Source organism: Armatimonadota bacterium (assembly GCA_013359125.1).
GTDB lineage: Bacteria > Armatimonadota > Fimbriimonadia > Fimbriimonadales > GBS-DC > JABWCR01.
In genome coordinates, this window is the sequence record JABWCR010000009.1 from 1 (window position 1) to 24,616 (window position 24,616).

Below are 24,616 nucleotides of genomic sequence, written 5' to 3' on the forward strand. Positions count from 1 at the left end.
CTTGCCGCTCTCGATACCTTGACGCCGGAGGCGATCGGCATGACTCTGGATACTTCGCTGGGCTGGACGGTGCCGATGACCCGCCTGATGATGCTGCCGGGAACGCACGCCTTCTCCCATGCCGCGCAGATCGACTACCTGCAGACATGCTGGGGCGATCAGGAGGTGCATTTTTGATGACCGCAGATCAAATCCTTAAAGAGATCGAGCCGCTCGGAACGGAGGGCTACCGTCGCGTTTTGCGCAACCACGGCGTTACCGGGCCGCTCTTCGGCGTGAAGGTTGAGGAGCTGAAGAAGTACGAGAAGGCGATTAAGAAGAACTACCAACTCGCGCTCGACCTCTACGATACCGGCGTTTACGATGCGATGTACCTGGCCGGGCTGATCGCCGACGAAACCAAGATGACCAAGGACGACCTGCGCGGCTGGCTCGAAAAAACTAGCAGCGACGCGGTCGCCGAGTTTGCGGTCGCCTGGGTGGCGGCAGACGGCCCGCACGGCTGGGACCTTGCGTTGGAGTGGATTGAAAGTCCCGACGAGAAGGCACAGGTCGTCGGCTGGGGGACACTGTCGAGCCTGGTGGCCGTAAAGGACGACGGCGAGCTGGACATTCCGGCTTTGCGGGGCTTGTTAGAGCGCGTTTCGGCGACTATTCACGCCCAGCCGGACAAAGTGCGGTACAAGATGAACGGCTTTGTGATCGCGCTGGGAAGTTACGTGAGCGAGTTGACCGACGAGGCTCTGCGCGCTGGGGAGGCGATAGGCACGGTGCAGGTAGACATGGGCAATACGGCGTGCAAAGTGCCCTTTGCGCCGGACTACATCCGCAAAGTCGCCGACAAAGGCCGCATCGGCAAAAAGCGCAAATCGGCGAGATGTTGAGGGCCTAACTTACGATTTCTTTGCCCCTTTAGTTCAATGGCCGAGTTCGGGTTCAGCTACGACGCGCTGCTTCGATAGCAGCCATCATCAGAGTCACCAAGAGTCTGAACGCCTCCCCTTGCAATGCCGTCGCCCATGTGGTATACTGAACCATATGGTGCAGTATAGTCAAACTCGCTTCGATGCCTCGTTCGGCGCGCTCTCGGACGCCACCCGACGCGGCGTTCTGGAGCAACTCGGCCGTGCGGACGCTTCGATCACCGCCCTTGCCGAGAGGTTCCGCATGACCCTGACGGGCATGAAGAAGCATGTGGCGGTACTGGAGCGAGCGGGGCTCGTCCGCACCGAGAAGGTTGGGCGCGTGCGGATCTGCAAACTCGGGCGGCGCGGACTGGAAGAAGAGGCGGCATGGATCGAGGGGTATCGCCGGCTCTGGGCCGTGCGCTTCGACGAGTTGGACACTGTTGTCGAGGAATTGAACCGGGAGGAGAAGGAAAATGGACGTTAATAGAGAAAATGAGACCAGGGTGGAGCGGAAGTCCGACTGCGAAATCGTCGTCATCCGCACCGTCAACGCGCCAGCGCGCCTCGTGTTCGAGGCATGGACCAAGGCCGAACTCTTCCGGAGGTGGTGGGTACCCAAATCGTATGGGCTGAATCTGGTTTCCTGCGAGATGGATGTTCGCGCGGGGGGGCGGTATCGTTTGGCGTTCCTCCACGAAGGCTCGACGATGGAGTTCTTCGGCACGTACCTGGAAGTAACGCCCGACTCGCGCCTCGTTTGGACCAACGATGAAGGCGACGCCGGCCAGACCGTTACCACGGTAACCTTCGAGGAAATCGAAGGCAAGACATTGTTGACCGTGAGCAATCTCTATCCTTCGAAGGAAGCGCTGGAAGCCGACGGTTCGACCGGCGCGCTGCCCGAGTCGCTCGACCAGCTCGACGAGCTTCTCGCCAGTTTGGGATCAAGTGCGGAGACAAAATAGCCGATTCTTAAGAGCCGCCATTTACGGCTTCATGCACCAACGACTTGACGTACTCTTGAATCTCGGTGTCAGCGTCTTCGGCCTTCGCCCGGAGTTTGTCGTGGTCTTGGACTTCTTCGCCGCTCCACACAAGATCGAGTCGGCGAATGTCCTCCATGGCAACGTGCTTGTAGTTCACAAGGTCTGCCCAATAGCAGGTCTTGCAAATACTCGCGTCCAGAAGCTCCAGGAAGTTCTTGCAATGCTCGCACGACCACGACTTTGCGCGATTGGCCGATCCACTGAATAACATGTAGTCATCAAGCTTTCTGTCGCCCTCGGCATCTTCACCTGCAACTCGGTATGGAACTCGGTGGTCGACCTGGAGATAGCGGTCCTCGAGGAGTTGTCCGGTAATCGCGCATTTGCTCCCGTCCTTTGCGATCAGTTTTTCCTTGAACTCCTTCGAAATGGTTGTCCTGCCCTGGAAGGTATCTGCCTTGGCGGCCGAAGGATCGCCAAATCGGTACGCGGCAATGGCCCGGTTGTCCTTTCCCTTCGCTTGGAAGGTTTCGATCGGAATCCCGTTGTCTCGCACGTCGCCAATCGCGCGAGGCGGGTGGTTGTAGCCGCAGTGTCCTTGAGTTCCTCGGTTGTTATGAATCCATGCTCAAGAATGTGATCGATGACGGTCTTCGCACGTTTGGCAGTGATTGCCTTTAACCGAGCAACGAACTCAGGTGGTAAATCGGGCTTACTCAACGAACCTCCGCGAACAGATCTGCCTGCCCAACCCGCAATGAAACACGCTCTGGCACCGGAATGTCAAGCCTGCTGCACAACGCGGGAGACAAGTAGAGAGTTTCGCAGGTGTCATCGTTGCGGCCAAGCAAGGTCGCCTGACTCGAACGGCCAACGTGGACCTCGATGCAACGCAACTCAAGGTGATCGGGCAGCGGTTCTCCGCAGCTTTTGTCGCCAAGGTGCCCGTCATAGCTCACCAAGTAAGAGATCGCGCGCGCGTTCAAGCTTTCAAGCCCCGCCACGAAGTCCCTAAACTGAACCGACTCAATGTAACGGGGGGCTCGTGTAACACAGACCCCCTGGTATGGCGGGTCCATGTAGACGAGGTCTGAGGGCCGGACGAGCTGAAAAACCTCTCGGTAGTCTTTGCTCAGAGTTTCCGTGCGTTCTCGCAAAAGCTCCGAGGCTCCCAATACGTGCCAGGCCATGGTCCCAGGTTGCGCACCCTTCCGTCGATTGTCGGAGCTTTGGTTGAATTCGCCGTATGCGTTGTAACGAACGGACGCTTTGACGCAGCGGGCCAGCAGATAGAGAAACCGGGCAGGATCGCGGTCGTTGTTGAAATCGGTGCGGACCTGATCGTAGAACCGCCGCTCATCGCCGAGTTGGTCTGACCAAAGCTCGGCATACGCCTGCATCAATTCCTTTGGGGCAGTGAGGATGCGGTCCCAGAGCGCCATCAACGGCCCATTGACATCGTTCAGGAGAAAACTCGAGGCGCGTCGGGAAGATGCTGCTGCAAGGCTGACAGCGGCGGAGCCAGCAAACGGCTCGACCAGCCGTTCAAAGCCCCTCGGAAAGTAGTTCAAGATGGTCGGTGCCAGCTTGCGTTTGCTTCCCTGGTATGGGATCGGATGCGGGACCCTCATAGTAGTCATCAGTATGCTACAAACGCTCCCGGTTTGAAAGCCATTGCTTCAATAATGACGGATTTCGTTGCGTCCAAGCCGCTCACGGGGCTCTCCCCCATGCTTTTGCCACACACCTACAGGGGGAAGAGGCAGGAACACGAGGGAGCGAGGCGCGCACACCTGGGAGAGGCACAGAAACCCAAGGGCGAGCGACGCGCACAGAAGGGAGAGCGACAGAAATACGGAGGGAAGGGGTAAAATCAACCCACTATGGCCGTCTATCTAGACCTGACCGACTCGCAACGTGGAACGGAGGTTGTTTGGACCGATCTGGGCACCGACATGAACCCGCCCTTCGTGGACAACCGAGCGCCGCTTGCTTCCGGCCCTCCTGAGGAGCGGCGGTATCAGGCGGCTTATGTGGACAACGACGCGGTAACGACCGATTGGTCAGCGACGCTGACGGTGATCGCGCATAGCTAGGGGCGAATGGCGAACTCCACTATTGTTCCGTCTTACGACTCGATGATCGAGCCGACGCTGCGAGCTCTGCAGTTGCTTGGCGGGTCGGGATCCATAGAGGAAATCAATTCTAAGGTAGCGGAGATCATGACGCTCAGCGATGAGGTGTTGGACGTTCCTCACGGAACGACCTCAACTTCCGAGGTTGCGTATCGGCTCGCATGGAGCCGCACATATTTGAAGAAGTTCGGGCTCGTCGAAAACTCGAGCAGAGGAGTTTGGTCGCTCACCACCAGCGGCAAGTCGGCACAAAGCATTGATCCCAGAGAAGTCGTTGCCTTTGTTCGGTCGCAGTTTCCGGGGCGCGCCCTTCCAACACCAGGCGTTGAACCGCCTGATTCGCCAGCCGCTTCTGAACCGACTGAGATTGGGTGGCACGAGCAGTATCTTCAAAAGCTGCTCGCGCTCCCGCCCGCAGCTTTTGAACGTTTGATCCAGCGGATGCTACGAGAGTCAGGGTTTACACACGTCGAAGTCACCGGGCGAACAGGTGATGGAGGTATCGACGGCGTTGGTATTGCTCGTATCAGTGGCTTTCTCAGTTTCAGAGTTTTGTTTCAATGCAAGCGTTATCAAGGAAGCGTTTCCCCGTCCGAGATTCGCGACTTTAGGGGTGCGATGCAAGGTCGCACCGATAAGGGATTGTTTGCCACAACTGGTTCCTTCAGTCAAAAGGCCATCGCCGAGGCGACTCGCGACGGTGCTCCTCCCGTTGACCTGTTAGATGGCGAGCAACTCGTTGAACGGCTGAAGGAACTTGGGCTGGGTGTGAACATAACGATGGTAGAGTCTGTGGAAGTTGATGGGGTCTGGTTGGATTCTCTTTAGGACAATGCGGAAGACAGCTTTCCTTTTCATGACACTCGTCATAACTAACGTGTCGGCGCAGCAGAAGCCAACGACGGGCTACGCGCCGGTCAATGGAATCAACATGTACTACGAAATCCACGGACCGCCTGCCCCGACCATCGGGGACAAGCCGGGAATCGGAAAGAGCGGCGAACCGGTGGTGCTGCTTCACGGCGCGTTCATGACCATCACCAACAACTGGGACGCCCCGAACGGGCAGAACTGGATCGGCGAACTGGCCAAGACGCGACGCGTCATTGCCGTCGAAATGCAGGGCCACGGCCGCACGGCGGACGTCTCCCGAGATTTCACCTACGAAAACCTCGCCGACGATGTGGCCGCGCTGCTCGATCATCTCAAGATCCCGCGGGCGGACCTTATCGGCTACAGCATGGGCGGAGCCGTGGCGATGCAGTGTGCGATCCGCCATCCGGACAAAGTGCGAAAGGCGGTCATCCTATCGTCCACGTTCCGCCCGGACGGCATGGTCGCGGGAGCGGGCGAACTTATCTCGAAACTCACGGCGGACGATTTCAAAGGCTCGCCCCTTGAGACCGAGTACAAGAAGCTAAGTCCGACTCCGGACGACTTTCCCAAGTTCGTCCGGCGACTCGTCGCCATGTTCGCGAAAGGGTACGACCTCGGCACCGACAAGCTGAAGGCCACCAAGGCGCCCATGTTTTTCATCCACGGCGACGCGGACGGCATTCTGCTGGCGCACGTCGCGGAGATGTTTCGGCTCAAGGGTGGCGAGACCCACGGCGACATGGGTCCGCGCTCGTCATCGCGATTAGCCATCTTGCCCGACACCACCCACGTGACCCTGATACAGCGCATGTCCATCATCGTGCCGATGGTGAACGACTTCCTCGACGCGAAGCCGTAGCCGTGCTGCGGCCCGCGGCGGCAGTGTGCGTTGTCGGGGCCGCTATTTGCTGACGGTCGTCTACTGCAACTGCGCCCGTTAGTCCAGGAACTCCGGCCCGTTGGGGCCTGGCTTGTACCGCGGACGCTGGCGAAGGTTGTCTCGGCCCTCGAATCCATGTGTACGAATGTCGCGCAGGTACACCTTGCCTCCGGGCCCTTTGACGAAGCGCAGGTTCGAGTCAGCGCTAATCATGGTACGGGCGACCAGATTGAACATCTCTTGCGGCGTGAGCTGCCAGCGCACGTGGCTCTTCAGCTCGCCGCTGAACGCCATCTCCAACGGGGTCGGAGCTTCAAAGTCGTCCATCTCCTGCTTCAGCCGGTCGCCCAACCGGCGATCTACTTCCGCAGCGATCTCTTCCTCGGTCGGCGCACCTCCGTTGGCGCTCAGCTCGTCGATAACGTCCTGCCGAATCTGCGGCCCTTCGTCCGCCGTAAGCTGGGCGAGCACTTCGTCGCTCTTCGCGTTTCGGTGCGCCTGTCGCAATTCCGCAAGTTCGGTGCCCGAAATGACGAGCACGTGCCTGATCGTGTTGTTTTCCTTATGAACGTAGGCGATAAAGTAAGGGATTGGGTGAGCGACCAGACTGCCATCGGGATCGTTTGCCCGGGCAGCAAACTGCGCGAAGGTCAGGGGGAATAAGGTCGGCTCCTCGGGCGTCGGCGGCACGAAAGTTCGCTCATGGCGGCCGTACGCTTGCAGCGCGCGATCCGCAAGTACCTGCTCGGCATCCGAAACCTGATAGATCGCCGTCAGAATCGTGTTGTCCTGGTCCCGAAAGTCGTCGCGAATCACGGTCTCCTCCGGCGGTGCCAGCTCCCTTCCGACGAAAGCCTTGCCGCAGAGCATGAAGCCTTGCGCATTGAACTGTGCCTGGCTGGGCTTGACTACGACCTGATGCTTAGTGGCATAGAACGGGTCCCAGCGCCGCGTCTTGACGGTCAGACGATCCGGAATGAGGTCGGCGAGTGTCGCGTCCGCCTTTCTGGCAACCCTGTCGTCATACTTTTCGCCCAGATAGATGTCGGCCGCAATCTGGGCAACAAAGACGGCACCCAGAAAGATTCCCGCCCCTATCGGCCCGGCGAGAATGAAGGTGAGCATGGCTCCCCACAAAGTGAGAAACTCGAACAAGAGATCAACGTCTACGCCGAAGTCGGTGTCCCAGGTCAGCGTGCCGTCGCTCTTAATCACCGGCTTGATGTGGACCGTTACCGTCACGTCGGTCAAGGTTAACTTCTTTGGGTCTCGATACTCGCCATCCATTTGGATGCGCAGACCGTTGATCGGCAGCGGAACTGAGGCTCCGCCGCCAACCCCTGTCCCGAAGGCTTGCCCCACGCTGATGCTGTTCACATTGCCGATGTTCTTGCTCGTGGGGCTGAGGATGTTGGGCCGCAGAATGTGATCGAACCCACCAAGCGGGCGCTTTAGCGCCGAGCGGGAGAAGAGGTCCTTGCCCAGGTCTGCGTAAAGCCCGGGCCTGCTCGCCATCGCAATATCCTCGTCGGCAGGAAGGAAGTTGCGCGCATTGGCGAGGTCGCCCCGCGGGCCGACGAACTGATCGCTCTCGTCGCCATTTCGCAGCCGCACATTGACGTAGATGCCTAGTGCGGCGTCGTGGCTCGCGTCCGCTTCGTGCCAAGCAATCTCCATCTTTTCGATTTGCTTGAACTTGCTCGAAGCCCCCAGGTCGATCGGGCGGTTCACTTCGCCCTGGACTAGCAACAGCAAGGCAGGCTTGTCGAGAAGCGTCTCCTCCTCGATTTTCTGAAAGATGAACGGCTCTGCGACGATATCGACCACCTCCACTACAAATGCGGCTCTCGCCTCCCCATCGAACATGTGTGCGGGATCGAAAGCAAGCTTGATCATGAGATCGATCGGCGCGGGAAACAGATCGGGGCGGTTCAGAACTTCCAGTTTCAGTCGTAGCCGCAGATTTGCTCCCAATGGATGGCCGAACAGGATCTCCGTCTGGAAAGCATCCGGAGACTGCGGTACGTCGGTTAGCGGCTCAATAGGTATCGGATCATACAAACGGTTGAACTGCTGAACCGAATGGAGAATGACCTGCGCGCCATTCTTTTCGAACAGCGTACCTATCTCTCCGGCGTCCACCGCAGTCTGGACAAGCATCCGCAGGTAGTTAGCTCCCAAGAGAGCCTCGACATCAAAGCCGCTTTGCACCAGGTCCTGATCTACAGTTGACATATCGCACGCTCCTTGGGCGCATTGATTTCAAGGCGCCCGCGAATTGCATGGCTAGTCCCTGTCTTCACGAGGTTGCTCCGCCTAAAGCGCCCACGCCGATACAGCCATCCGCGGCGGCAAGGCAAGGGACAGCGGCAGTTGGTTTCCAGGTGGATAGATGCTTCCCCGACAAAGACTTGAATCCTGCCTGGAATGACAGAGGTTCAAAATGGGCTGGTAAGCGGAGTCCGGCGCAGAGCGAGCGCTCCGCTTCCGAACCTGAGGCGTCACATCGTCGGCGATCACTTCGGTGATGGGACCTAAAGGCCCGGCGCTTTTAACCGCCCTCGCGCTTGAACTCGAACTTCCGGGGGGCGCCGCCCTTCATGTAGCCGATTGTGGCGGTCAGGGCGCCCCCCTCGGATAGTTCGTACACGATGCGCTTCGGGTAGTCGTGGCGCGGGTTGTCGAACACGGCGCGCGTCTTGCTCAGCTCGGATAGCACGAACTCGGTCGGCGGGGCGCCGTTGGGCTGCGCGATGTAGACCAGCCCGCCGTCGCGCTCGACGATGCGCAAGAACTCAAACGCGGACATTCTGTCGCGCGAGACCGTGCGCGACACGGCGAGCATGGCGCCGCCTTTTGGCGGGCTCCATCGTTCCTCGAACGAAATCGCGCCGCCCGTGCCCCTGGTTCCGACCCAAGCGCCTTCGAGCCACGCCAAGTCGCCAATCGCGGCCTTGGCCGGCGTGGGCATCGCAATGTCCTGGGGGTGGCGGAAGAGCCCAACCGACCAAACGCCCGGGGTCAGCTCCAGATTGGAGCGCACGATCAGCCCGTCTGCTGTAATGCGGAACTCCCGCTTGATAAGCCTTTCTGGCGCCTGGCCCGCCGCACGAACGAACTCCATCTCGTAGGCGAGCGTGCCGTCCTTCCAGGATGCTCGGTATCGAGTTAGAGCGCCAGCCGTGGCGCCCGCAATTTCGGTGGGAGCGCCGTCGAGCTTGACTTTGACATCTCGGTTGCCTCCGCCGCCATGCCCCCACACGAGAATGATCGCGCTTTCTTCGACCTTGAAGACGAACCTTGAGCTCATGGGCGGATTCAGCTGCTCGAGAGTGCGGCCCTCGGTGCGATCCTCGACAAACACCCACTCGCCGTCCAACGCGCGCAGGTCGTCGGTCTTCGGCGAGGTCTGGGGCGCCGGCCAGGCCGTGCCGATGGTTGCAATGGATGCGACGATGGCAAGGAAAATTGTACAAAGTCTCATAGCACAGACAAGGCTACCCGAAAAAGCAACCAGAAGGTTGCGAATCAACGGATGTGCGCCGCGCTCACGGCGCCGGAGCTGTATGAAGGGATGTCTGTTCTCTGTTGGGCGCCCACCAATGGACGGATGACCCTGGCCCCGTGATTTATGAGCCTAACTTCCCGCTAACGGCGGCGAACAGGCCGACGGGGTTGAGCTTTAGCTTGACATTCGGACAGATGTAAAGCGACGCCTTTTTCTCCGCATCTGGCCAGGGGACGAGCGCTTTCTTCACCTTGGAGCCGACGAACAATCGCGCACCGCCTTCCGCTCCCTATAGACCGACATCGCGGCGCTCCAGGACGATCCGCTCCCTGCGCAGGAGACACAATTCTTCAAGCCCGCAGAGTTCTCTCGCGCTGGCGCAAGTTACTTGGGCTGGGGAACGATCCGCAGATAGGGGCGGGGCGCGTCCCAACCCTCGGGAAACTTCTGTTTGGCCTCTTCGTCTGAAACCGACGGCAAGATGATGACGTCGTCCCCGCTCTGCCAGTTCACGGGCGTGGCGACCTTGTGCTTGGCCGTGAGCTGCATCGAATCGAGCACTCGAAGCACCTCGTCGAAATTGCGGCCCGTGCTCATGGGGTAGGTGAGCATCAGCTTGATCTTCTTGTCCGGCCCCACCACGTATACGGTTCGGACCGTCTGATTATCGGCGGCCGTGCGTCCCTCGCTGGTGTCGCCGCTCTCCGCGGGCAGCATGTCGTAAAGCTTGGCGATCTTGAGCTCCGGGTCGCCGATCATGGGATAGGTGACCTTATGGCCTTGCGTAGCCTCGATGTCTTCCATCCATCTGTTGTGGCTACTGACGGGATCGACGCTCAAGCCGATTATTTTGCAGTTTCGCTTTTCGAATTCCGGCTTCAGCCCGGCCATGTAACCCAGCTCCGTGGTGCACACGGGGGTGAAGTCCTTGGGATGAGAGAACAGGATGGCCCAACCGTCGCCGATCCACTCGTGGAAGTTGATCGTGCCCTGCGATGTTTCGGCGGTGAAATCGGGAGCCTCGTCGTTTATGCGTAGCATTTCTTTAATCATCCTCCCTGGCGCGCAACGGTTGTGTTCGCCCTTAACGTGGCGACGTCCGCGCCGTTAAACTGATTCTCTGGACGACGACCATATCCTGCCAACCGGCGGTTAACGCCGTCGCAGGGCTTGCGGCCTACTCGCCCTCTCCTTGGTATTCGTTTCCGGTCGGATCAGTGATTCGCCATCACGTGCTCGATCTTCTCGGTTACTCGGAAGCCGCGGCGCAAGAACTCCTTGACGTATTGGTGCCCGGTCATGGTCTGCTCGTAGGGCACCAAGCCCTTGGGCGTTATGCCGTTCGCGATGCCTTGCGCAATGATGGAGCTGGCGAAACCCGTCATTCGCTCCATCGCGCTAAAGCCGGTGTCGTCGTCGTGATAATCGATGATGCTGAGGCTGATCTCGTAGGGACGCTCGTCCTTCTTGCCCCGCCCAAAGGCGTGCACCACGATCAGGTCCTTATCCTCGGGAAAGCGGATTTTGTCGGGAATGACTGCAGCAGCCACATCGCGGGGGGTGATGGCGCATCCGTCCTTGCCGATCGGATGCTCGTCGAAGAAGCCCAAATCGCGCAACGATTGAATCGCCTGCCAGTGCCCGGGATAGCGGAGCGTTTTGTAGTTGTAGTTTTTGACCTTGCCCATTAGCGTGTAGGGCGCGGTGCTGGTGCCGCCCGAGGTGGAGGCCGCCTCCAGCACGCCCAAGGGCGCAATCTCCATCGCCTCTACGTCGTTCAAAGTGGGCACCATCACGATTTTGCCGTCTTGGATGGTGTGCGCCTCGCCGGTGTATTCCGAGATGACGCCGATAATGTTGAAGACTAGTTTGTATCCGAGCGGCGGTCGGGGAGTTTGGGGCAGGCCTCCGCATCGAAGGCGAATCTCGTCGCACTCGTCCATGTTCTCCATGCAGTACAGGCCGAGATGGTTGACCATTCCAGGAGCGAGCCCGGTGTCGGGCACTATCGTGATGCCCGCATCGACCGCCTCCTGGTTGCGTTTTCTAAACTCGAACCAGAACCAGTCCGGCTCGTTGCCCATATCGATAAAGCTGACCTTGTGCTCTAAGGCTTTTTCGGCCAGTCGCTGGTTCAATTGCCACGGCACCGCGCTGACGATCATGCCGCATTCGGCGTAGAACTGGGCTATTTGATCGTCGTTCGTAACGTCCAAGGCTCGCGGTTCGACGATCTCTCTGCCGACTAGTCGATTGACCTTGTGCGCTTTGGATCGGGCCAACTCTTCGTTGATGTCGGCCAAGAGAATCTTATCCGGATTGGCGAATTGCGCCAAATCGTATGCGACGGCGGGGCCCTGCATGCCCGCGCCCATTATTCCGTAGGTAACGCCCATATTGTTTGCCTCCTCGCAAAGAGAACCCCCGAGCCGTCGCGGCCCGAGGGAACATCGATATTATACCCGCCGGGTAGAATGAAGCCCCGGGAGGCCAAGGTGCAGAAGAAGAGCATCCGAGATATAGAATGGGCCGGCAAGAGGGCGCTGGTTAGGGTCGATTTTAACGTTCCGATGGAGGATGGCGCGGTTTCGAACGACCGTCGAATCCGCGAGGCCGTGCCCACAATCTGGCATTTGTGCGAGGGAGGCGCTTCGGTCGTACTGATGTCTCATCTGGGCCGTCCAAAGGGTCGAGACGAAAGTTTGAGCCTGGCTCCCGTGGCGAAGCGCCTGAGCGAGATTTTGGGCAAGCCGGTGCATTTTGTCCGCGAGTGCATTGGAGAAGAGGCCGAGCAAGCCAGTTCGTCGCTCAAGGCGGGCGAGATCTTGCTGTTAGAGAACCTTCGGTTTCATCCCGAAGAGGAGGCGAACGACCCGGGCTTTGCCGCGGCTTTGGCCAAGCATGGCGATCGCTATGTGAACGATGCGTTCGGCACGGCTCATCGCGCTCATGCCTCGACGGAAGGCGTTGCGCGGCTCTTGCCCGGTGTGGCCGGATTCTTGATCGAGAAGGAGCTTCACTATTTGGGCGGGGCCCTGAGCCAGCCTGAGCGGCCTTTCGTCGCCCTTTTGGGCGGGGCGAAGGTCAAGGACAAGATCGCCGTGATTGAGAACCTCTTGCCGAAGGTCGATCGGCTCTTGATCGGCGGGGGCATGATGTTCACCTTCTTAAAGGCCAAAGGGTACGGGATCGGACGGTCGCTGTTGGACGAGGAGCGATTGGATTTCGCGCGCTCATTGGTCGATGATCCCAAGATTCTGCTGCCTGTTGACTGCGTCGTCGCGAGCGAGATTTCGGACGAGGCGGCTGCCTCTGTCGTGTTGGCGGATGCGATTCCTCACGATCAGATTGGGCTGGACATAGGGCCAAAGAGCGTCGAGGCGTTTGCGAACGAAATCAAGGGCGCGGGCACGGTGGTGTGGAACGGCCCGGTCGGCGTGTTCGAGAAGAAGCCGTTTCAAGCGGGCACTCTCGGCGTCTTGCAGGCGATGGCGGAGTGCAAGGGCACGACGATTTTGGGCGGAGGCGATACGGCGGCCGCTGCCGAGCAGTTTGAGTTTGAAGACCAGATGAGCCACATCAGCACGGGGGGCGGCGCCTCGCTAGAGTTTATGGAAGGGCGCGAACTGCCGGGCATTGCCGCGCTGAAGGACAAATAGGAGACCGAACATGACGACCGATGCGATTCGAACACAAAGGTACGGCGACTTGCGCTCTGTCGATCCCGCTATTGCGGAGATCATCGAGAAAGAAACCCTGCGACAAGAGCGCAACTTGGAGCTGATCGCGTCGGAGAACGTTACCAGCCGCGCCGTGCGCGAGGCGGTCGGATCGGTGATGACGGACAAGTATGCCGAGGGCTATCCCGGAAAGCGATACTACGGCGGTTGCGAGTTTCACGACGAGGCTGAGAGTTTGGCGATCGAACGCGCTAAAGCGCTTTTTGGCGCGGAACATGCGAACGTGCAGCCCCATTGCGGCGCATCGGCGAACATGACCGTGTTCTACGCTTTTATGACGCCGGGCGATGCGTTTTTGGGCATGGATCTGGCGCATGGCGGACATCTGACGCACGGCAGTCCGGTCAACTTTTCTGGACGGTTGTACAAGGCCGTTCATTATGGGGTAAGCCGAGAGACCGAGCAGTTGGATTACGATCAGATTCGATCGTTGGCGAGGGAGCACAGGCCAAAAATCGTATTGGGCGGCGCGACCTGCTATCCGAGGGATATCGATTGGGCGGCGCTGAGAAGCATTGCGGACGAGGTCGGCGCTTATCTGATGGTCGATATGGCGCATCCGGCGGGTTTGATCGCCGCGGGCGAGTACCCAAGCCCCGTGCCGTTTGCCGACTTTGTAACCAGCACGACGCACAAGACCCTAAGAGGGCCGCGAGGCGGATTGATATTGTGCAAAGCCGAGCATGCGCAGGCCATCGACAAGAGCGTGTTTCCCGGTTTGCAGGGAGGGCCGCTGATGCACCAGATTGCGGGCAAGGCGGTCTGCTTTCACGAAGCGCTCCAGCCCGAGTTCAAATCCTATCAAAAGCAGGTAAAGGCGAATGCGCGGGCGTTGGCCGGCGCGATGGCGGAGCAAGGCTTTCGCGCGGTCAGCGGCGGCACCGACAGCCACTTGGCGCTGATCGACCTGACGCCGTTCGGCATCACCGGAAAGAAGGCGCAAGAAACCTTGGACAGAGCGAGCATTACGGTCAATCGCAACATGATCCCGTTCGATCCGCAAAAGCCTTTTGTTACCAGCGGCATTCGGATCGGCACGCCGGTCGTAACGTCGCGAGGAATGCGAGAGGGCGAGATGGCCGAGATCGCGCGGCTGATCGCTCAGGCGCTTCGCGACCCGGATAGCGAGGAGAATCTTAGCCGGACGGCTTCTGCCGTGCACGAGTTGACCGCTCGTTTTCCGGTTCATTTGGACGCATGAGGGACTTTCGTCCTAAACTTTGCCCCGCTCATTTTCGTATAATGAGTCAGAGGCGGTTTGACGGAGGCGGCGCCGCTCGGGGGCGGATGCGCGAAGGCGCGTCCAGGCTGCGCTGATGGCTCTGCGCTCCGCCGGAGCCGAGCGGATTGTTCTGGTCGGCCCGATGCTCTGACTGCAGAGGGGCGAGGGTCGGCCTTTACTTCTTGTCTCTTCGGATAGGATCGACGATCACGCCGTCAAAGACAGCCACATTCGATTTCACTCGGCAGCCTTCGCCGACGATGCATCTGACTAGTTTGGTATCTTCCATCACCACGGCGTTGTCCCATAGGATGCTCTCTTCTACGTGGGCGCCGCTCTCGATAACGCAATTTTCTCCGATCACGCTGTCGGCCTCGACGCGAGCGCCCGACATGATCTTGGCGCCGTGCCCAATGACGACCGGATAGCCGACGTGCGCGTCGGGCGCAATCTCGACGTTGTCGCCGACCCAAACGTACTTTTGCCGCTCCTTGTAAGGAAATTGCATTTGAACCCTGCCCTGCATGGCATCCAGGTGCGCCTGACGATAGGTTTGCAGGCTGCCGACATCTTTCCAGTAGCTGGAGGTGAGGAAGCCGTACAGCGGCTTTTTCTGCTCGACGAGCAGGGGCAGCAGGTCCTTGCCATAGCCGTAGGGCGTTCCCCGAGGGATCAGGTTAAAGATGTCCGGTTCGCAGACGTACATGCCAATGTTGGCGGAGTTGGAGAAGATCAGCTCGCCTTTTGGCTTCTCTAAGAATCGAGTGATACGGCCCTTCTCGTTCAGGAGGGCGATTCCGTATTCTGAGGGGTCTTCCACCAACGAAAGCGCGATGGTAACCAAGGCCCGCTTCTCGGTATGAAACTTCATCAGTTTGGTCAGGTCGAGGTCGGTCAGATCGTCCGCGCCGATAACGATGAAGGTCTCGTCAAAGAAGTCCTCGCAACGTTTGACGCTGCCGGCGTCTCCCCAAAGCTCCTCTTCTAACGAGTAGCGAATCTTGACCCCCCACTTGGAGCCGTTGCCAAAGTAGTTTTTGATCATTCCGCCCATATAGTGCAGATTGACCATGACCTCGCTAAAGCCGTGGAGTCTCAGGAGGTTGAGCAGGTGCTCCATGACGGGTCGGTTGATGACCGGCGCCATGGGTTTGGGCAGTTGGCGGGTAAGGGGATCGAGCCGCGAACCGACGCCCGCGGCCAACAGCATCGCCTTCATTTAGACCAGCGCTCCCGAAGGAGCGTACTCCAGAATCTGTTGTGCCGCATACGTAATCTGATCTTCGGTCAGTTGCGCGTGGATCGGGAGCGAAAGGACTTGCAGGGCGGCTTCTTCGGATCGCTTGAACTGGCCCGGCTGATAGCCCAGAGAGCGATAAGCGTTTTGAACGTGCAGCGGCACCGGATAGTAGACCGCGCTGTCGACGCCGCGCTCCTTGAGCCAATCTTTCAGGCCGTCTCTATCAGGATGTCGGATGGTGAACTGGTGATAGATGTGGTAGTTGAACGGTTCGACATAAGGCAGTGCGATGCCGCTGTTGGCCAAGAGCGTGCGATAGAGGGATGCGTGATAGCGCCTTCGCTCGTTCCATTCTTTCAGCTTGGCCAGTTTCACGCTTAGAATGGCGGCTTGAATCTCGTCCAGGCGCGATGTGTAACCGATGTCGTTGTAGTAGTAGGTGCCGCCGACCGTTCCGTGAACGCGCAGACTCTTGATTCGGTCGGCGATCTCGTCGTCGTCGGTTACCACCATTCCGCCGTCGCCCGCTGCGCCAAGGTTCTTGGTGGGGAAAAAGCTGAGCGTGGCGGCATGGGCAAACGCGCCGATCGGCCGGTCGTGATGGAGCGCGCCAATGGATTGCGCGGCGTCTTCTATGACCTTCAGGCCGCGCGCGTCGGAAATCTCTTTGATTCGCTTCATGTCTGCGATCTGGCCATAGAGATCGACCGGCAGGATCGCCTTGGTGCGAGGGGTGATGGCCGCTTCCATCAAGTTTGGATCGAGGTTGAACGTCTCTGGGTCGATATCGACGAAGACGGGTCGGGCGCCTAAAAGACAGATGGCTTCGATGGTGGCGACGAAGGTGAACGGCGTGGTGATGACCTCGTCGCCGGGTCCGATGTCGATGGCCCGCAGGGCGAGCTTGATAGCATCTGTGCCGGAATTGACCCCGATGGCGTGTTTGGATTGGCAGAGGTCGGCCATTTCGCTTTCGAACTGAGCGTGGCGCTGGCCCATTACGTAGTATCCGCCGCGCAGCGTTTCTAGGACTACCGATTCCAATTCTTGCGCCAATTGTTGATGCTGGCGCTGCAGATCGACCATTCTTACTTGCACGGCGGGTCGTCCTCCTTAGATACCCAGGGCGCTATGAGCTTCGATGCGACTGTCTGCGGCCAGGACGACGTTGGCAGCGGTTGTATGCTTTCCGATCGCGCATCCATCGTCCACAATGCAATTTTCCAATATCGATCCGTCCGCAACCTTGACACGGTCGCCCAGTATGGCTCCGCTGAGGCGACAGTTCGTTCCGATTCGGCAGTTCGAACCGAGCACAGTATACCTGTCGAGGGTCGTGCCAGAGCCGATTTTGCAGCCGTCGCCGAGGCAACAACCGGTATCTATACGGGCGTCCGGCGCAATCGTTTCATCTTTGCCGCGCCAGACGCCGTTTTCCAACTGGCCCGCTGGAGACAGAGCGGCTTTGACCTCGTTGCTGAGCAGCGCTCGGGTGGCGGCGACATATTGCGCCGGGCGGCCGATATCGAGCCAGTAGCCTTCGCCCGGGTAGCCGACGATCAGGACTCCTTGAGAGAGCGCCTGCGGGTAGAACTCGCGTTCGATGCTGCACTTTCTGAGCGGGATCTGCGCGATCAGATCGGGCTCGAGAATGTAGATGCCCGCATTGATGTAGTCAAAGCCGTGCTGTTTTTCGCCACGATCGGCGGCTCGCTTCTGTTCATCGGTCGGTTCGTCGAAACTGAGAACCTTGAAATCGTCGTCCACCGAGATGACGCCGTAGGGGTGCGGGCGCTGAACCTTCTTGAGCGTGAGCGTGGCTTTGGCCCCTCGCTCTTGATGCGACTTCGCAATCGCGCCGATGTCGAAGTCGGTCAGGATATCGCCGTTGAAGACGATGCACCGATCCGGCGGAAGCCCCTCGACCGCGTTGCGGATGGCGCCCGCAGTGCCCAATGGCTCGCTTTCGACGGCGTAGCGCATTCGAACGTCAAACGCAGAACCGTCGCCGAAATGGGCTTCGATCGCCTCTGCCATGTAGTTGGTGGCAAATACTACTTCGTCGGCGCCCGCAGCGCGCAGTTGGGCGACTTGGTACTCTAGAAAAGGTCGATTGGCAACTCGGATGAGCGGTTTGGGGCGGCGGAGGGTAAGGGGGCGCAACCGCGTGCCCATTCCGCCTGCAATAATGACCCCTCTCATCGATGATGCTCACTGAAGATTCTACCCATCGCTACTCATTTTGGCGGTTTTGGGCAATGCCCCTACAACGGCGAAGTAGAGTCCGGTCAGCACGATCGCGCCGCCGACGAACGTAACGGCAGTAACCGGTTCGGAGAGCACAATCCATGCAAGAAGCGCGCTTAGAATCGGCTCGCCCAAGAGACAGGCAGAAACCGTTTGGGCGGGAAGAGTGCGCAGAGCGAGGTTGTAGCTAGAGTGGCCGATGATCTGCGGGAAGAGCGCGAGCAAACCTAAGTAAAGCATCGTGTTGGCCGAATAGCCGACTAGCGGGGCGCCCGACGCGACGGCGAAGAGGGCGCCAAAGAAAGCCGCCGTGCCATACAACGAGACCAGATAGACGGGCACGGGGACTAACCCGATGCGAAGGCGACCCGCGAGCATGTATCCCGTGGCTGTTACAGCGCCGATTATGGCCAGGCCGTTGCCCAGTAGCGCGCGGGGCGTCGCGCTAAAGTCCCCCAAGCCCACGATCACCGCGCCGACAAAGGCGATCGCGATACCGATTGCAGCGCGAGAAGAGATGCGGTCGCCGGTGATTCTGGGCGCGATGAGCGCGGTCCAGATAGGGGTCGTGGTCACCAAAACGACGCTGGCGGCCACCGTCGTGTATTCAAGAGATGCGATCCATGCGGCAAAGTGCACCGCAAGGAAGAATCCGCCGGGGAGGCCGATGAACCATAGGCGAGGGTTCATACCTCTTGCGGCGCGAAGGGCGAACGGGAGGAAGAAGAGCGTCGCGATGCAGGGCCTCCAAAAGGCTGCGGCGAGAGCGGGCGCCTCGGAAAGTCGAAAGAAGACGGCGCCGGTGGAAACGGAAAGCACGGCGGCGGTGAGGATGAGGGCGGGCGGCATTGCGCTCTATTGTGATGCTTGGGCGGCAAGATTTCGGCATTCCGCGTCGAAATCAAACCCCATGAAAGCCATCCCCCTGTTCTTGCTATTGTCGACCTTCGCGTGGAGCCAAGGAGATTTGGCCAAGGAGATTGAGGCGAAGATCGATCAGCCTTGGATCAAGCACGGTCGCTGCGGGCTTCTGGTCGTCGCAATGGATACGGACGAACGCATCTATCAGCGCGATGCGGCGCACGTCCATACGCCCGCTTCGAATACGAAGCTGGCGACATCGGCGGCGGCATTGCGGGCGCTGGGTTCGGAGTATCGATACACGACGAAGCTGATCGCTAACGGCGAATTGATAAATGGCGAACTCAAGGGCGATTTGGTCTTAGTTGGCGGCGGCGACCCGACGCTGGTTGCGGAAGACCTTAAGAAGATGGCCGAACAAGCCTATGCGTCGGGCTTGCGGAAGGTTTCCGGCTTTCTGACCTACGACGATGGTTTCTTTGACGCAGAGCGGTACGGATTTGGATGGGATATCGACGACGAGATGTACGCCTACCAACCGCAGATCAGCGCGTTGATACTGGATCGGAACGTGGTTACGGTTCGAGCCGAAGCGACGGCTGTAGGCGAACCGCCCAAGATCACCATTTCGAACGGGGGCCCGAGCCTGGTCGTACGAAACTTAGCGGTAACGAGCGCTCGCGGTTCGCGCAACTCCTTATCGATAACGCGGATAAGAGCGCAGAACGTGTTCGAGGTCAAGGGGTCGATCCCGCTTGGTGCAGATGCGGTTAGCGTTCGGTTGTCGGTTGAAGACCCCTCTTTCTATGCGGCTTCTATCATGGCAATGCTATTGCGAGACGCTGGGATCGAGATTCCTGCAAGACCGGTCGCGGCGTTGGCGCCATCGGCAAAGGGGAGCGCCATCGCCGAACATCGGTCGCCGCCAATGAGCGTTATTGTGCGCGAACTGAACAAACCGAGCGACAACCTGATCGCCGAGGCCCTGATCAAGACGATCGGTCGCGAGAAGGGCGGCTCTGGCAGCACGAGCGCCGGGTTGAACTACGTCAGGTCGTTCTTGACGGAGATTGGAGCGCCTGCCGGTTCAGTGATGCTTCAGGACGGCAGCGGCCTGTCTGGAGTGAACGCCATCAGCCCGGAAGCGCTCTATATCTTGCTGAAGCACATGCAGTCCTCGCCGCATCGTCAGGCGTTCGAGGATTCGCTGCCGATCATTGGGGTCGATGGGACGTTGCGCAATCGATTGGCCAATTCGCCCGTCAAGGGCAAGTTTTTGGCAAAGACGGGCACGCTGTTCCGGACGAGCGCGGTGTCGGGCTATCTGACGGCCAAGAGCGGGAAGCGGTATATCGTGTCGATCATGATGAATCACTTCGATGCGCCAGCCTCTCAGGCTCGTCAGCTCCAGGATCAGCTAATCGAGCTGCTGTATGAAAGGCTGTAGCGCATCCGCTAATTGGAGGGCCTTTGCGTTCTCCCGAAACTCCTCGGGCGCGCTGCAACCGACCAGCGCAAAGAGATTGAAACCTTGGGCGAACGCCCATGCGAGCGCGATCTGAGCCGCAGTCAGCCCTCGTTCGCGAGCAACCTCTTGAACCCGGTCGAGAATCTGAAAGTTCTCCTCGACGCAGTACGAATCGACGCAGAGCTTATCCAAGTAGCCGTCAAATTCTGCGAGGTTGTCGCGTCGGAATCTGCCTGAGAAGAAGCCGCCCGCCAGGCTGGACCAGGCGAACAGCGGCATCTGGTTGGCACGGTAGAACTCCTGGGCCTCTGCGTCGCCCGTGATGGTAACGCAGCCTTCCCAAGGCGGTTTGACCTGTTTGGCCAGGCTAAAGTGCGGGCTGGAGGCAGCGAACGGGGTCTTGCCCTTTTGTTCGGCATACTCTTTCGCAGATTGGATGCGCTGATGAGTCCAGTTTGATCCGCCATAGGCATCGATCCGGCCCGCTCGTTTCTCGTCGTCTAAGGCGCCCACGATTTCATCGATAGGCACGGATGGATCGTCTCGATGGAGCAGATAGAGGTCGATCTTGTCGAAGCCGAACCTCTCCAGCGATTCGGAGATGTCGGATCGAATGTCTTCGGGCGTTACTCGGTTGCGTCCATGCATGGGGTGCGCGCCTTTGCCAAGGACAACGACTTGGTCTCGGATATTGCGCGTCCGTATCCATTCGCCGACCGTGCGCTCGTTGTCGCCGTTGCCGTAAACGTGCGCCGTGTCGAACGCGGTACAGCCTTGTTCAAAGATCGCATCGAGCAGGCGAAAGCCCTGCTCCTTCTCCGCGCTGTTGATCATCACTGTGCCCTGCACAAGCCGCGAAACAGGTTTGTCGATCCCGGAGATTTGGCCGTAGATCAAGACTACTCCCCCGGATAGCGCACGCCGATCTGGTTGCGAATCTCGTCCATCGTTCGAGCGAGGATTAGGCTATCGCCCCATGGCATCAGAGGATGTTCCAACAACCCTTGTTCCATGGCCTCCATGGCGGCCGTGGCCTCGTACTGATAGCCCGTGCTCTCGAACGGTCGCGCCGTCGTTACGGCGTCTTTGCCCTGAACTTCGATGGTCAGCAGAGTCGCTTTCCAGAAGGGTCTGTGCAGTCGAATCAGGCCGTTTTCGCCGACGATCGTCGCCTCCATGGGCGTCGTGGCGCGGATGGCCGAAGAGAGGCTGGCCATGGCGCCGCCGGGAAATCCGAGGTTGAACAGGGCGATCTCGTCCGACCCGGTGGGCGATAGATTGGCTATGGCTTGCACCCGATTGGGTTCGCCGAACAGTTGCACGGCCAACGCGAGCGGATAGATTCCCACGTCTAATATCGATCCGCCGCCAAGATCAAGATTGAACAGACGGCCTTCGGGGTTGAACCCTGCTCGAAACCCAAAATCTGCGTAAAGCGCCTGCAACGGGCCTATCGCGCCTTCGTCCAGCCAGGCGCGAACCTGATTCATCATGGGGAGAAAGCGCGTCCACATGGCTTCCATTAGAAATCGCTCGTTCCGTTGGGCGGCGGCGATCATGCGCTCGACCTGCTGGGCGTTGATGGCCAGCGGTTTTTCGCACAGCACGCCTTTCCCGGAGTCCAAGCACAAGATCGCATGTTCGCAGTGGCCGGTATGGGGCGATGCGATGTAGACGATATCGATGTCTGGGTCGGTTGCCAAGTCTTGGTAGCTTCCGTAAAGCCGTTCGACGCCGAATTCGGCTCCGAACGCATCGGCCTTCTCTTGAGATCGCGAGGCGACGGCGAGAAGTTTGGCGTTCGGTGCGAAGACAAGGCCCTGCGCGAACTTGCGAGCGATGTTTCCGCAGGCCAAGATGCCCCAATTGGTCATAGGCTGGAGTTTACCCCCCTCTAAACTCTATCATCTTCGCAGAAAAACGCCGGGCGAGAGATGCGCCGCGCGACTTGCCCAGCACGCAGACTGCAGTCGCGATAGGATCGGAGAACAGACCCGATAGAGCCTCTACCGTGGCCTGAACCGGGCGAGACAGCCCCAAGCCGGTGCGAGGGTCGAGTATGTGCGCGAACCTTTGGCCGCCAATCTCCACGAACTGTTCCGAATCGCCCGAAGTCGATAAGCCGCAGCTATCCATGCGCAAAGAGCGTCCAGACCCGGCTCTTACCTTCCAGCCCGGTTCGAACGGCGGCGCGCAGCCGAATCTCAGGTCGCCTCCCATCTCGATCATGGCTCGATCGAATCCGTGGCGGCGGAGCGCCATCAGCGCTTCGTCGCACGCAAATCCTTTCGCAATTCCGCCCAAATCGATTCGCATCCCTGGAGTCTCGAGCATTGCAAAGCCTGGACGCAAGCGCAGCTTTTGCCACCCCTTCAACGATTTTGCGGCGGCAAGATCGGCTTCGGTCGCCATCTGTCCCGTCTGCCGCATTCTGCGCCACAGAGCGACCAAGGGCCCTAACGTTATGTCAAAGGCGCCGTTGCTGGCCTGGGCAATGCGCTGACCGACTTCTAAAACTCGGTACAGGTCGCGGCTGATCGCTATCCAACCTTCCCCGGCTCGGTCGCACAAACGCACAACCTCGCTATCTCGCCGATAGTCGCTGCAGACCTGTTCGATCTCGGCGATTCGTCCAAAAGCCGCGCGGGCGGCGCTTTCCGCCAGCCTTCTGTCGCCGCAAAAAAGCACGATCCGAGCCGCGCCGCCCATATGAACCTGGGTATACTCGAACCGACGCAGCCCCATAGCCGTCAAAGAGTCGTGCGAACACCTTGAGAAGATTAGCGACATGATTTTACGAACCCTGCCCCTGATTCTACTGCTTGCCTTATCTCTACCGGCCTGCGCCCAAGGCGAACCGCCCGCCATGAAGCCTTACACCGAGTCTATTCAAGGCACGCTCGTCCGCATCGAGATGGTTCCGATACCGGGCGGCAAACTGATCGTTCCCGATCCCGATTCTCCAACCAAAGAGCGCGAGATCAGCATCAAGCCCTTTTACATGGCTAAGTTCGAGCTGCTTTGGGACGTGTTCGACATCTGGGCGTATCGGCTCGACCAAACAGAGGAAGAGCGCATTCAGGGAGTCGACGCGGTAACTCGCCCCAGCAAGCCTTACGGAGCGCCCGACCGGGGATTTGGGCACCAAGGCTACCCAGCCATCAGCATGAGCCACTTTGCCGCCGACATGTTTTGCCGCTGGCTATCGCGCAAGACGGGTAAGAAGTACCGACTGCCCAGCGAACACGAGTGGATGTACGCCGCCATTGCGGGAGCGCCGCCGTCCAGAAAGCCGTTCGAGCCGAGCGAACTGAAAAAGATCGCCTGGTACTGGGAGAACTCGGACGATAAGACGCATCTGGCGGGCAAGAAGGAGCCGAACAAGTGGGGGCTTTACGACATGTTTGGCAACGCGGGCGAGTGGTGCACGGACGAAGAAGGCGTCGGCATCTTGAAAGGCGGATCGTATCTGAGCGACGCCGAACAACTGAACATCGTCTACGGCCAGCGATTCGAGAAGTCTTGGCAATCGACCGATCCGCAGAACCCCAAGAGCAAGTGGTGGTACTCCGACGGACCGTTCTGCGGCTTCCGCATTATTTGCGAACCGTAGATGGCTTTTGACGTCTGCGTCTATGGCACGGTTTGCCTGGATCGAATGCGCTCGGTCGATCGGCTCCCTTTAGACGGCGGCTACGTCGATATTCTTGAAGAAGTCTTGGCCCCTGGCGGAGAGGCGCTGAATACGGCTGTGGCGCTCTCTCGGTGGGGCGCTCGCGCGGCGCTGGTCGGCAACGATATTGGGGACGACGAGAGCGGCAGAGCCTTGCTCGAAGGCGTTGTCCGAGATGCTCCCAATCTCGATTTGCGCTTCGTAAAGGTTCGACCGGACGCCCAAACCCCCGTTTGCGATTGTTATGTTGCGCCGGACGGTCGCCGCGCCATGTTCGGCCAAGGATTCCGCGCGATGTCGTCGCCCGATGTGCCATCTGAGGCTCTGGACGCGAAACTGTTCACCGCGGAGCCCAATGCTCGAGAAGCGGCGACTCGCGCCGTGTTGCAGGCGTCGGAGAAAGGACTGCCCATCGTCGCGATGGATTTTCATCGCATAGAAGAGGCCGCGAAAAGGGCGACGGTCCTACAAACCTCATACGAACATCTCTCGTTGCCGCCCGATCCGCCTCATTTGATGGAAGCCGCGGCACAACTCCATGCCCGGTTTGGGGCGACGACCGTGATCACCGCGGGAGAGCACGGCTATGTCTGGATCGAAGATTTGATGTATCGCCCGATCTACCAAACGGCCTATGTCGCGCCCAAAGTGATCGATACCACAGGCAGCGGCGACGCCTTTAGAGCCGGCTACATCTTTGCGCATTGGCTCTGCGGCGAATCGTTGCCGGCAGCCTTCAAGTTTGGGGCAGCGGCAGCCGCGCTCAACGCCGCAGAACTGGGCGCCTATGCCGGGATTCCGTCGGAATCCAAAATCCGCGCTTTTATGGTTTCTGCAGGGAACGAGGCGGCACAGGGCGAATAGGGCTTCCA

The 24,616-nt window shown here is 59.3% G+C and carries 24 protein-coding genes and 1 pseudogene; 12 read left to right on the plus strand and 13 right to left on the minus strand.

Features of this window, described 5'->3' with window-relative positions; genetic code table 11:
- From HUU60_05765 to HUU60_05780, 4 genes are all read left to right on the plus strand, one after another.
- On the plus strand, positions 1–177 hold a 177-nt coding region (locus HUU60_05765; protein NUL82217.1), incomplete at its 5' end, for a hypothetical protein.
- Positions 177–884 carry a DNA alkylation repair protein gene (locus tag HUU60_05770; GenBank protein NUL82218.1) on the plus strand — a complete coding sequence of 236 codons (708 nt, stop codon included), beginning with the start codon at positions 177–179 and terminating at the stop codon, positions 882–884. The genes HUU60_05765 and HUU60_05770, both read left to right, overlap by 1 nt.
- A 154-nt stretch (positions 885–1,038) precedes the next feature.
- Positions 1,039–1,392: a helix-turn-helix transcriptional regulator gene (locus tag HUU60_05775; GenBank protein ID NUL82219.1), complete on the plus strand. Its 354-nt coding sequence runs from the start codon at positions 1,039–1,041 to the stop codon at positions 1,390–1,392.
- The gene (locus HUU60_05780; protein NUL82220.1) at positions 1,382–1,873 is read left to right on the plus strand and encodes an SRPBCC family protein; all 492 of its coding nucleotides are present in this window, start codon (positions 1,382–1,384) and stop codon (positions 1,871–1,873) included. Before HUU60_05775 ends, HUU60_05780 begins: the two co-directional genes overlap by 11 nt.
- Positions 1,874–1,880: 7 nt before the next feature.
- Here HUU60_05780 and HUU60_05785 read toward each other — a convergent pair.
- Both HUU60_05785 and HUU60_05790 read right to left on the minus strand, forming a co-directional pair.
- Positions 1,881–2,614: pseudogene (locus HUU60_05785) on the minus strand (HNH endonuclease).
- Complete coding sequence (locus tag HUU60_05790) at positions 2,611–3,465, minus strand: DNA adenine methylase (GenBank protein ID NUL82221.1); 855 nt, start codon at positions 3,463–3,465, stop codon at positions 2,611–2,613. The pseudogene HUU60_05785 and the gene HUU60_05790 overlap by 4 nt, the downstream one beginning before the upstream one ends.
- A 312-nt stretch (positions 3,466–3,777) precedes the next feature.
- On the opposite strand from HUU60_05790, the gene HUU60_05795 reads away from it, so the two are divergent.
- The 3 genes from HUU60_05795 to HUU60_05805 are packed head-to-tail and all read left to right on the plus strand — an operon-like array spanning position 3,778 to position 5,764.
- The gene (locus tag HUU60_05795; GenBank protein NUL82222.1) at positions 3,778–3,990 is read left to right on the plus strand and encodes a hypothetical protein; all 213 of its coding nucleotides are present in this window, start codon (positions 3,778–3,780) and stop codon (positions 3,988–3,990) included.
- 6 nt (positions 3,991–3,996) lie between these two features.
- Positions 3,997–4,857: a restriction endonuclease gene (locus HUU60_05800; protein NUL82223.1), complete on the plus strand. Its 861-nt coding sequence runs from the start codon at positions 3,997–3,999 to the stop codon at positions 4,855–4,857.
- 49 nt (positions 4,858–4,906) lie between these two features.
- On the plus strand, positions 4,907–5,764 hold the full coding sequence (locus HUU60_05805; GenBank protein ID NUL82224.1) for an alpha/beta hydrolase: 858 nt from the start codon (positions 4,907–4,909) through the stop codon (positions 5,762–5,764).
- Between the two features lie 78 nt (positions 5,765–5,842).
- Here HUU60_05805 and HUU60_05810 read toward each other — a convergent pair whose 3' ends face one another.
- The 4 genes from HUU60_05810 to HUU60_05825 form a co-directional block, all read right to left on the minus strand.
- Positions 5,843–8,020 carry a hypothetical protein gene (locus tag HUU60_05810; protein NUL82225.1) on the minus strand — a complete coding sequence of 726 codons (2,178 nt, stop codon included), beginning with the start codon at positions 8,018–8,020 and terminating at the stop codon, positions 5,843–5,845.
- Positions 8,021–8,336: 316 nt separating this feature from the next.
- The gene (locus HUU60_05815; protein ID NUL82226.1) at positions 8,337–9,269 is read right to left on the minus strand and encodes a hypothetical protein; all 933 of its coding nucleotides are present in this window, start codon (positions 9,267–9,269) and stop codon (positions 8,337–8,339) included.
- A 408-nt stretch (positions 9,270–9,677) separates the two neighbouring features.
- The gene (locus tag HUU60_05820; protein NUL82227.1) at positions 9,678–10,334 is read right to left on the minus strand and encodes a peroxiredoxin; all 657 of its coding nucleotides are present in this window, start codon (positions 10,332–10,334) and stop codon (positions 9,678–9,680) included.
- Positions 10,335–10,507: 173 nt separating this feature from the next.
- Positions 10,508–11,689 (minus strand): saccharopine dehydrogenase NADP-binding domain-containing protein, encoded by a 1,182-nt coding sequence (locus HUU60_05825; protein NUL82228.1) that lies wholly within the window; start codon positions 11,687–11,689, stop codon positions 10,508–10,510.
- A 99-nt stretch (positions 11,690–11,788) separates the two neighbouring features.
- On the opposite strand from HUU60_05825, the gene HUU60_05830 reads away from it, so the two are divergent.
- Complete coding sequence (locus HUU60_05830) at positions 11,789–12,952, plus strand: phosphoglycerate kinase (GenBank protein ID NUL82229.1); 1,164 nt, start codon at positions 11,789–11,791, stop codon at positions 12,950–12,952.
- Positions 12,953–12,962: 10 nt separating this feature from the next.
- Complete coding sequence (locus HUU60_05835; GenBank protein ID NUL82230.1) at positions 12,963–14,234, plus strand: serine hydroxymethyltransferase; 1,272 nt, start codon at positions 12,963–12,965, stop codon at positions 14,232–14,234.
- A gap of 196 nt (positions 14,235–14,430) precedes the next feature.
- Here the strand turns inward: HUU60_05835 and HUU60_05840 are convergent, their stop codons facing one another.
- Genes HUU60_05840 through HUU60_05855 form a run of 4 tightly spaced genes read right to left on the minus strand, consistent with a single transcriptional unit; the run spans position 14,431 to position 18,591 of the window.
- Complete coding sequence (locus HUU60_05840; protein ID NUL82231.1) at positions 14,431–15,474, minus strand: NDP-sugar synthase; 1,044 nt, start codon at positions 15,472–15,474, stop codon at positions 14,431–14,433.
- The gene (locus tag HUU60_05845; GenBank protein NUL82232.1) at positions 15,475–16,593 is read right to left on the minus strand and encodes a DegT/DnrJ/EryC1/StrS family aminotransferase; all 1,119 of its coding nucleotides are present in this window, start codon (positions 16,591–16,593) and stop codon (positions 15,475–15,477) included. It lies immediately after the preceding gene.
- A 15-nt stretch (positions 16,594–16,608) separates the two neighbouring features.
- Positions 16,609–17,697, minus strand: a complete 1,089-nt coding sequence (locus HUU60_05850) for an NDP-sugar synthase (GenBank protein ID NUL82233.1) — start codon at positions 17,695–17,697, stop codon at positions 16,609–16,611.
- A gap of 21 nt (positions 17,698–17,718) precedes the next feature.
- Positions 17,719–18,591, minus strand: coding sequence for a DMT family transporter (locus tag HUU60_05855; GenBank protein NUL82234.1), 873 nt, complete (start codon positions 18,589–18,591; stop codon positions 17,719–17,721).
- Between the two features lie 61 nt (positions 18,592–18,652).
- On the opposite strand from HUU60_05855, the gene dacB reads away from it, so the two are divergent.
- Entirely contained in the window at positions 18,653–20,050 is a 1,398-nt protein-coding gene (gene dacB / locus HUU60_05860; GenBank protein NUL82235.1) for a D-alanyl-D-alanine carboxypeptidase/D-alanyl-D-alanine-endopeptidase, read from the plus strand.
- On the opposite strand, the gene HUU60_05865 is transcribed toward dacB, so the two are convergent.
- Genes HUU60_05865 through HUU60_05875 form a run of 3 tightly spaced genes read right to left on the minus strand, consistent with a single transcriptional unit; the run spans position 20,021 to position 22,861 of the window.
- Entirely contained in the window at positions 20,021–20,968 is a 948-nt protein-coding gene (locus HUU60_05865) for an aldo/keto reductase (GenBank protein NUL82236.1), read from the minus strand. The two genes, dacB and HUU60_05865, sit on opposite strands and share 30 nt — an antisense overlap.
- Positions 20,969–20,970: 2 nt before the next feature.
- Positions 20,971–21,945 carry a Gfo/Idh/MocA family oxidoreductase gene (locus HUU60_05870; protein ID NUL82237.1) on the minus strand — a complete coding sequence of 325 codons (975 nt, stop codon included), beginning with the start codon at positions 21,943–21,945 and terminating at the stop codon, positions 20,971–20,973.
- 10 nt (positions 21,946–21,955) lie between these two features.
- Positions 21,956–22,861: an FAD:protein FMN transferase gene (locus tag HUU60_05875; protein ID NUL82238.1), complete on the minus strand. Its 906-nt coding sequence runs from the start codon at positions 22,859–22,861 to the stop codon at positions 21,956–21,958.
- On the opposite strand from HUU60_05875, the gene HUU60_05880 reads away from it, so the two are divergent.
- Together HUU60_05880 and HUU60_05885 are read left to right on the plus strand one after the other, a co-directional pair.
- The gene (locus HUU60_05880; GenBank protein NUL82239.1) at positions 22,860–23,684 is read left to right on the plus strand and encodes an SUMF1/EgtB/PvdO family nonheme iron enzyme; all 825 of its coding nucleotides are present in this window, start codon (positions 22,860–22,862) and stop codon (positions 23,682–23,684) included. The genes HUU60_05875 and HUU60_05880 overlap by 2 nt on opposite strands.
- Positions 23,685–24,608, plus strand: coding sequence for a carbohydrate kinase family protein (locus HUU60_05885; protein ID NUL82240.1), 924 nt, complete (start codon positions 23,685–23,687; stop codon positions 24,606–24,608).
- The last annotated feature ends 8 nt before the right edge of the window (positions 24,609–24,616 follow it).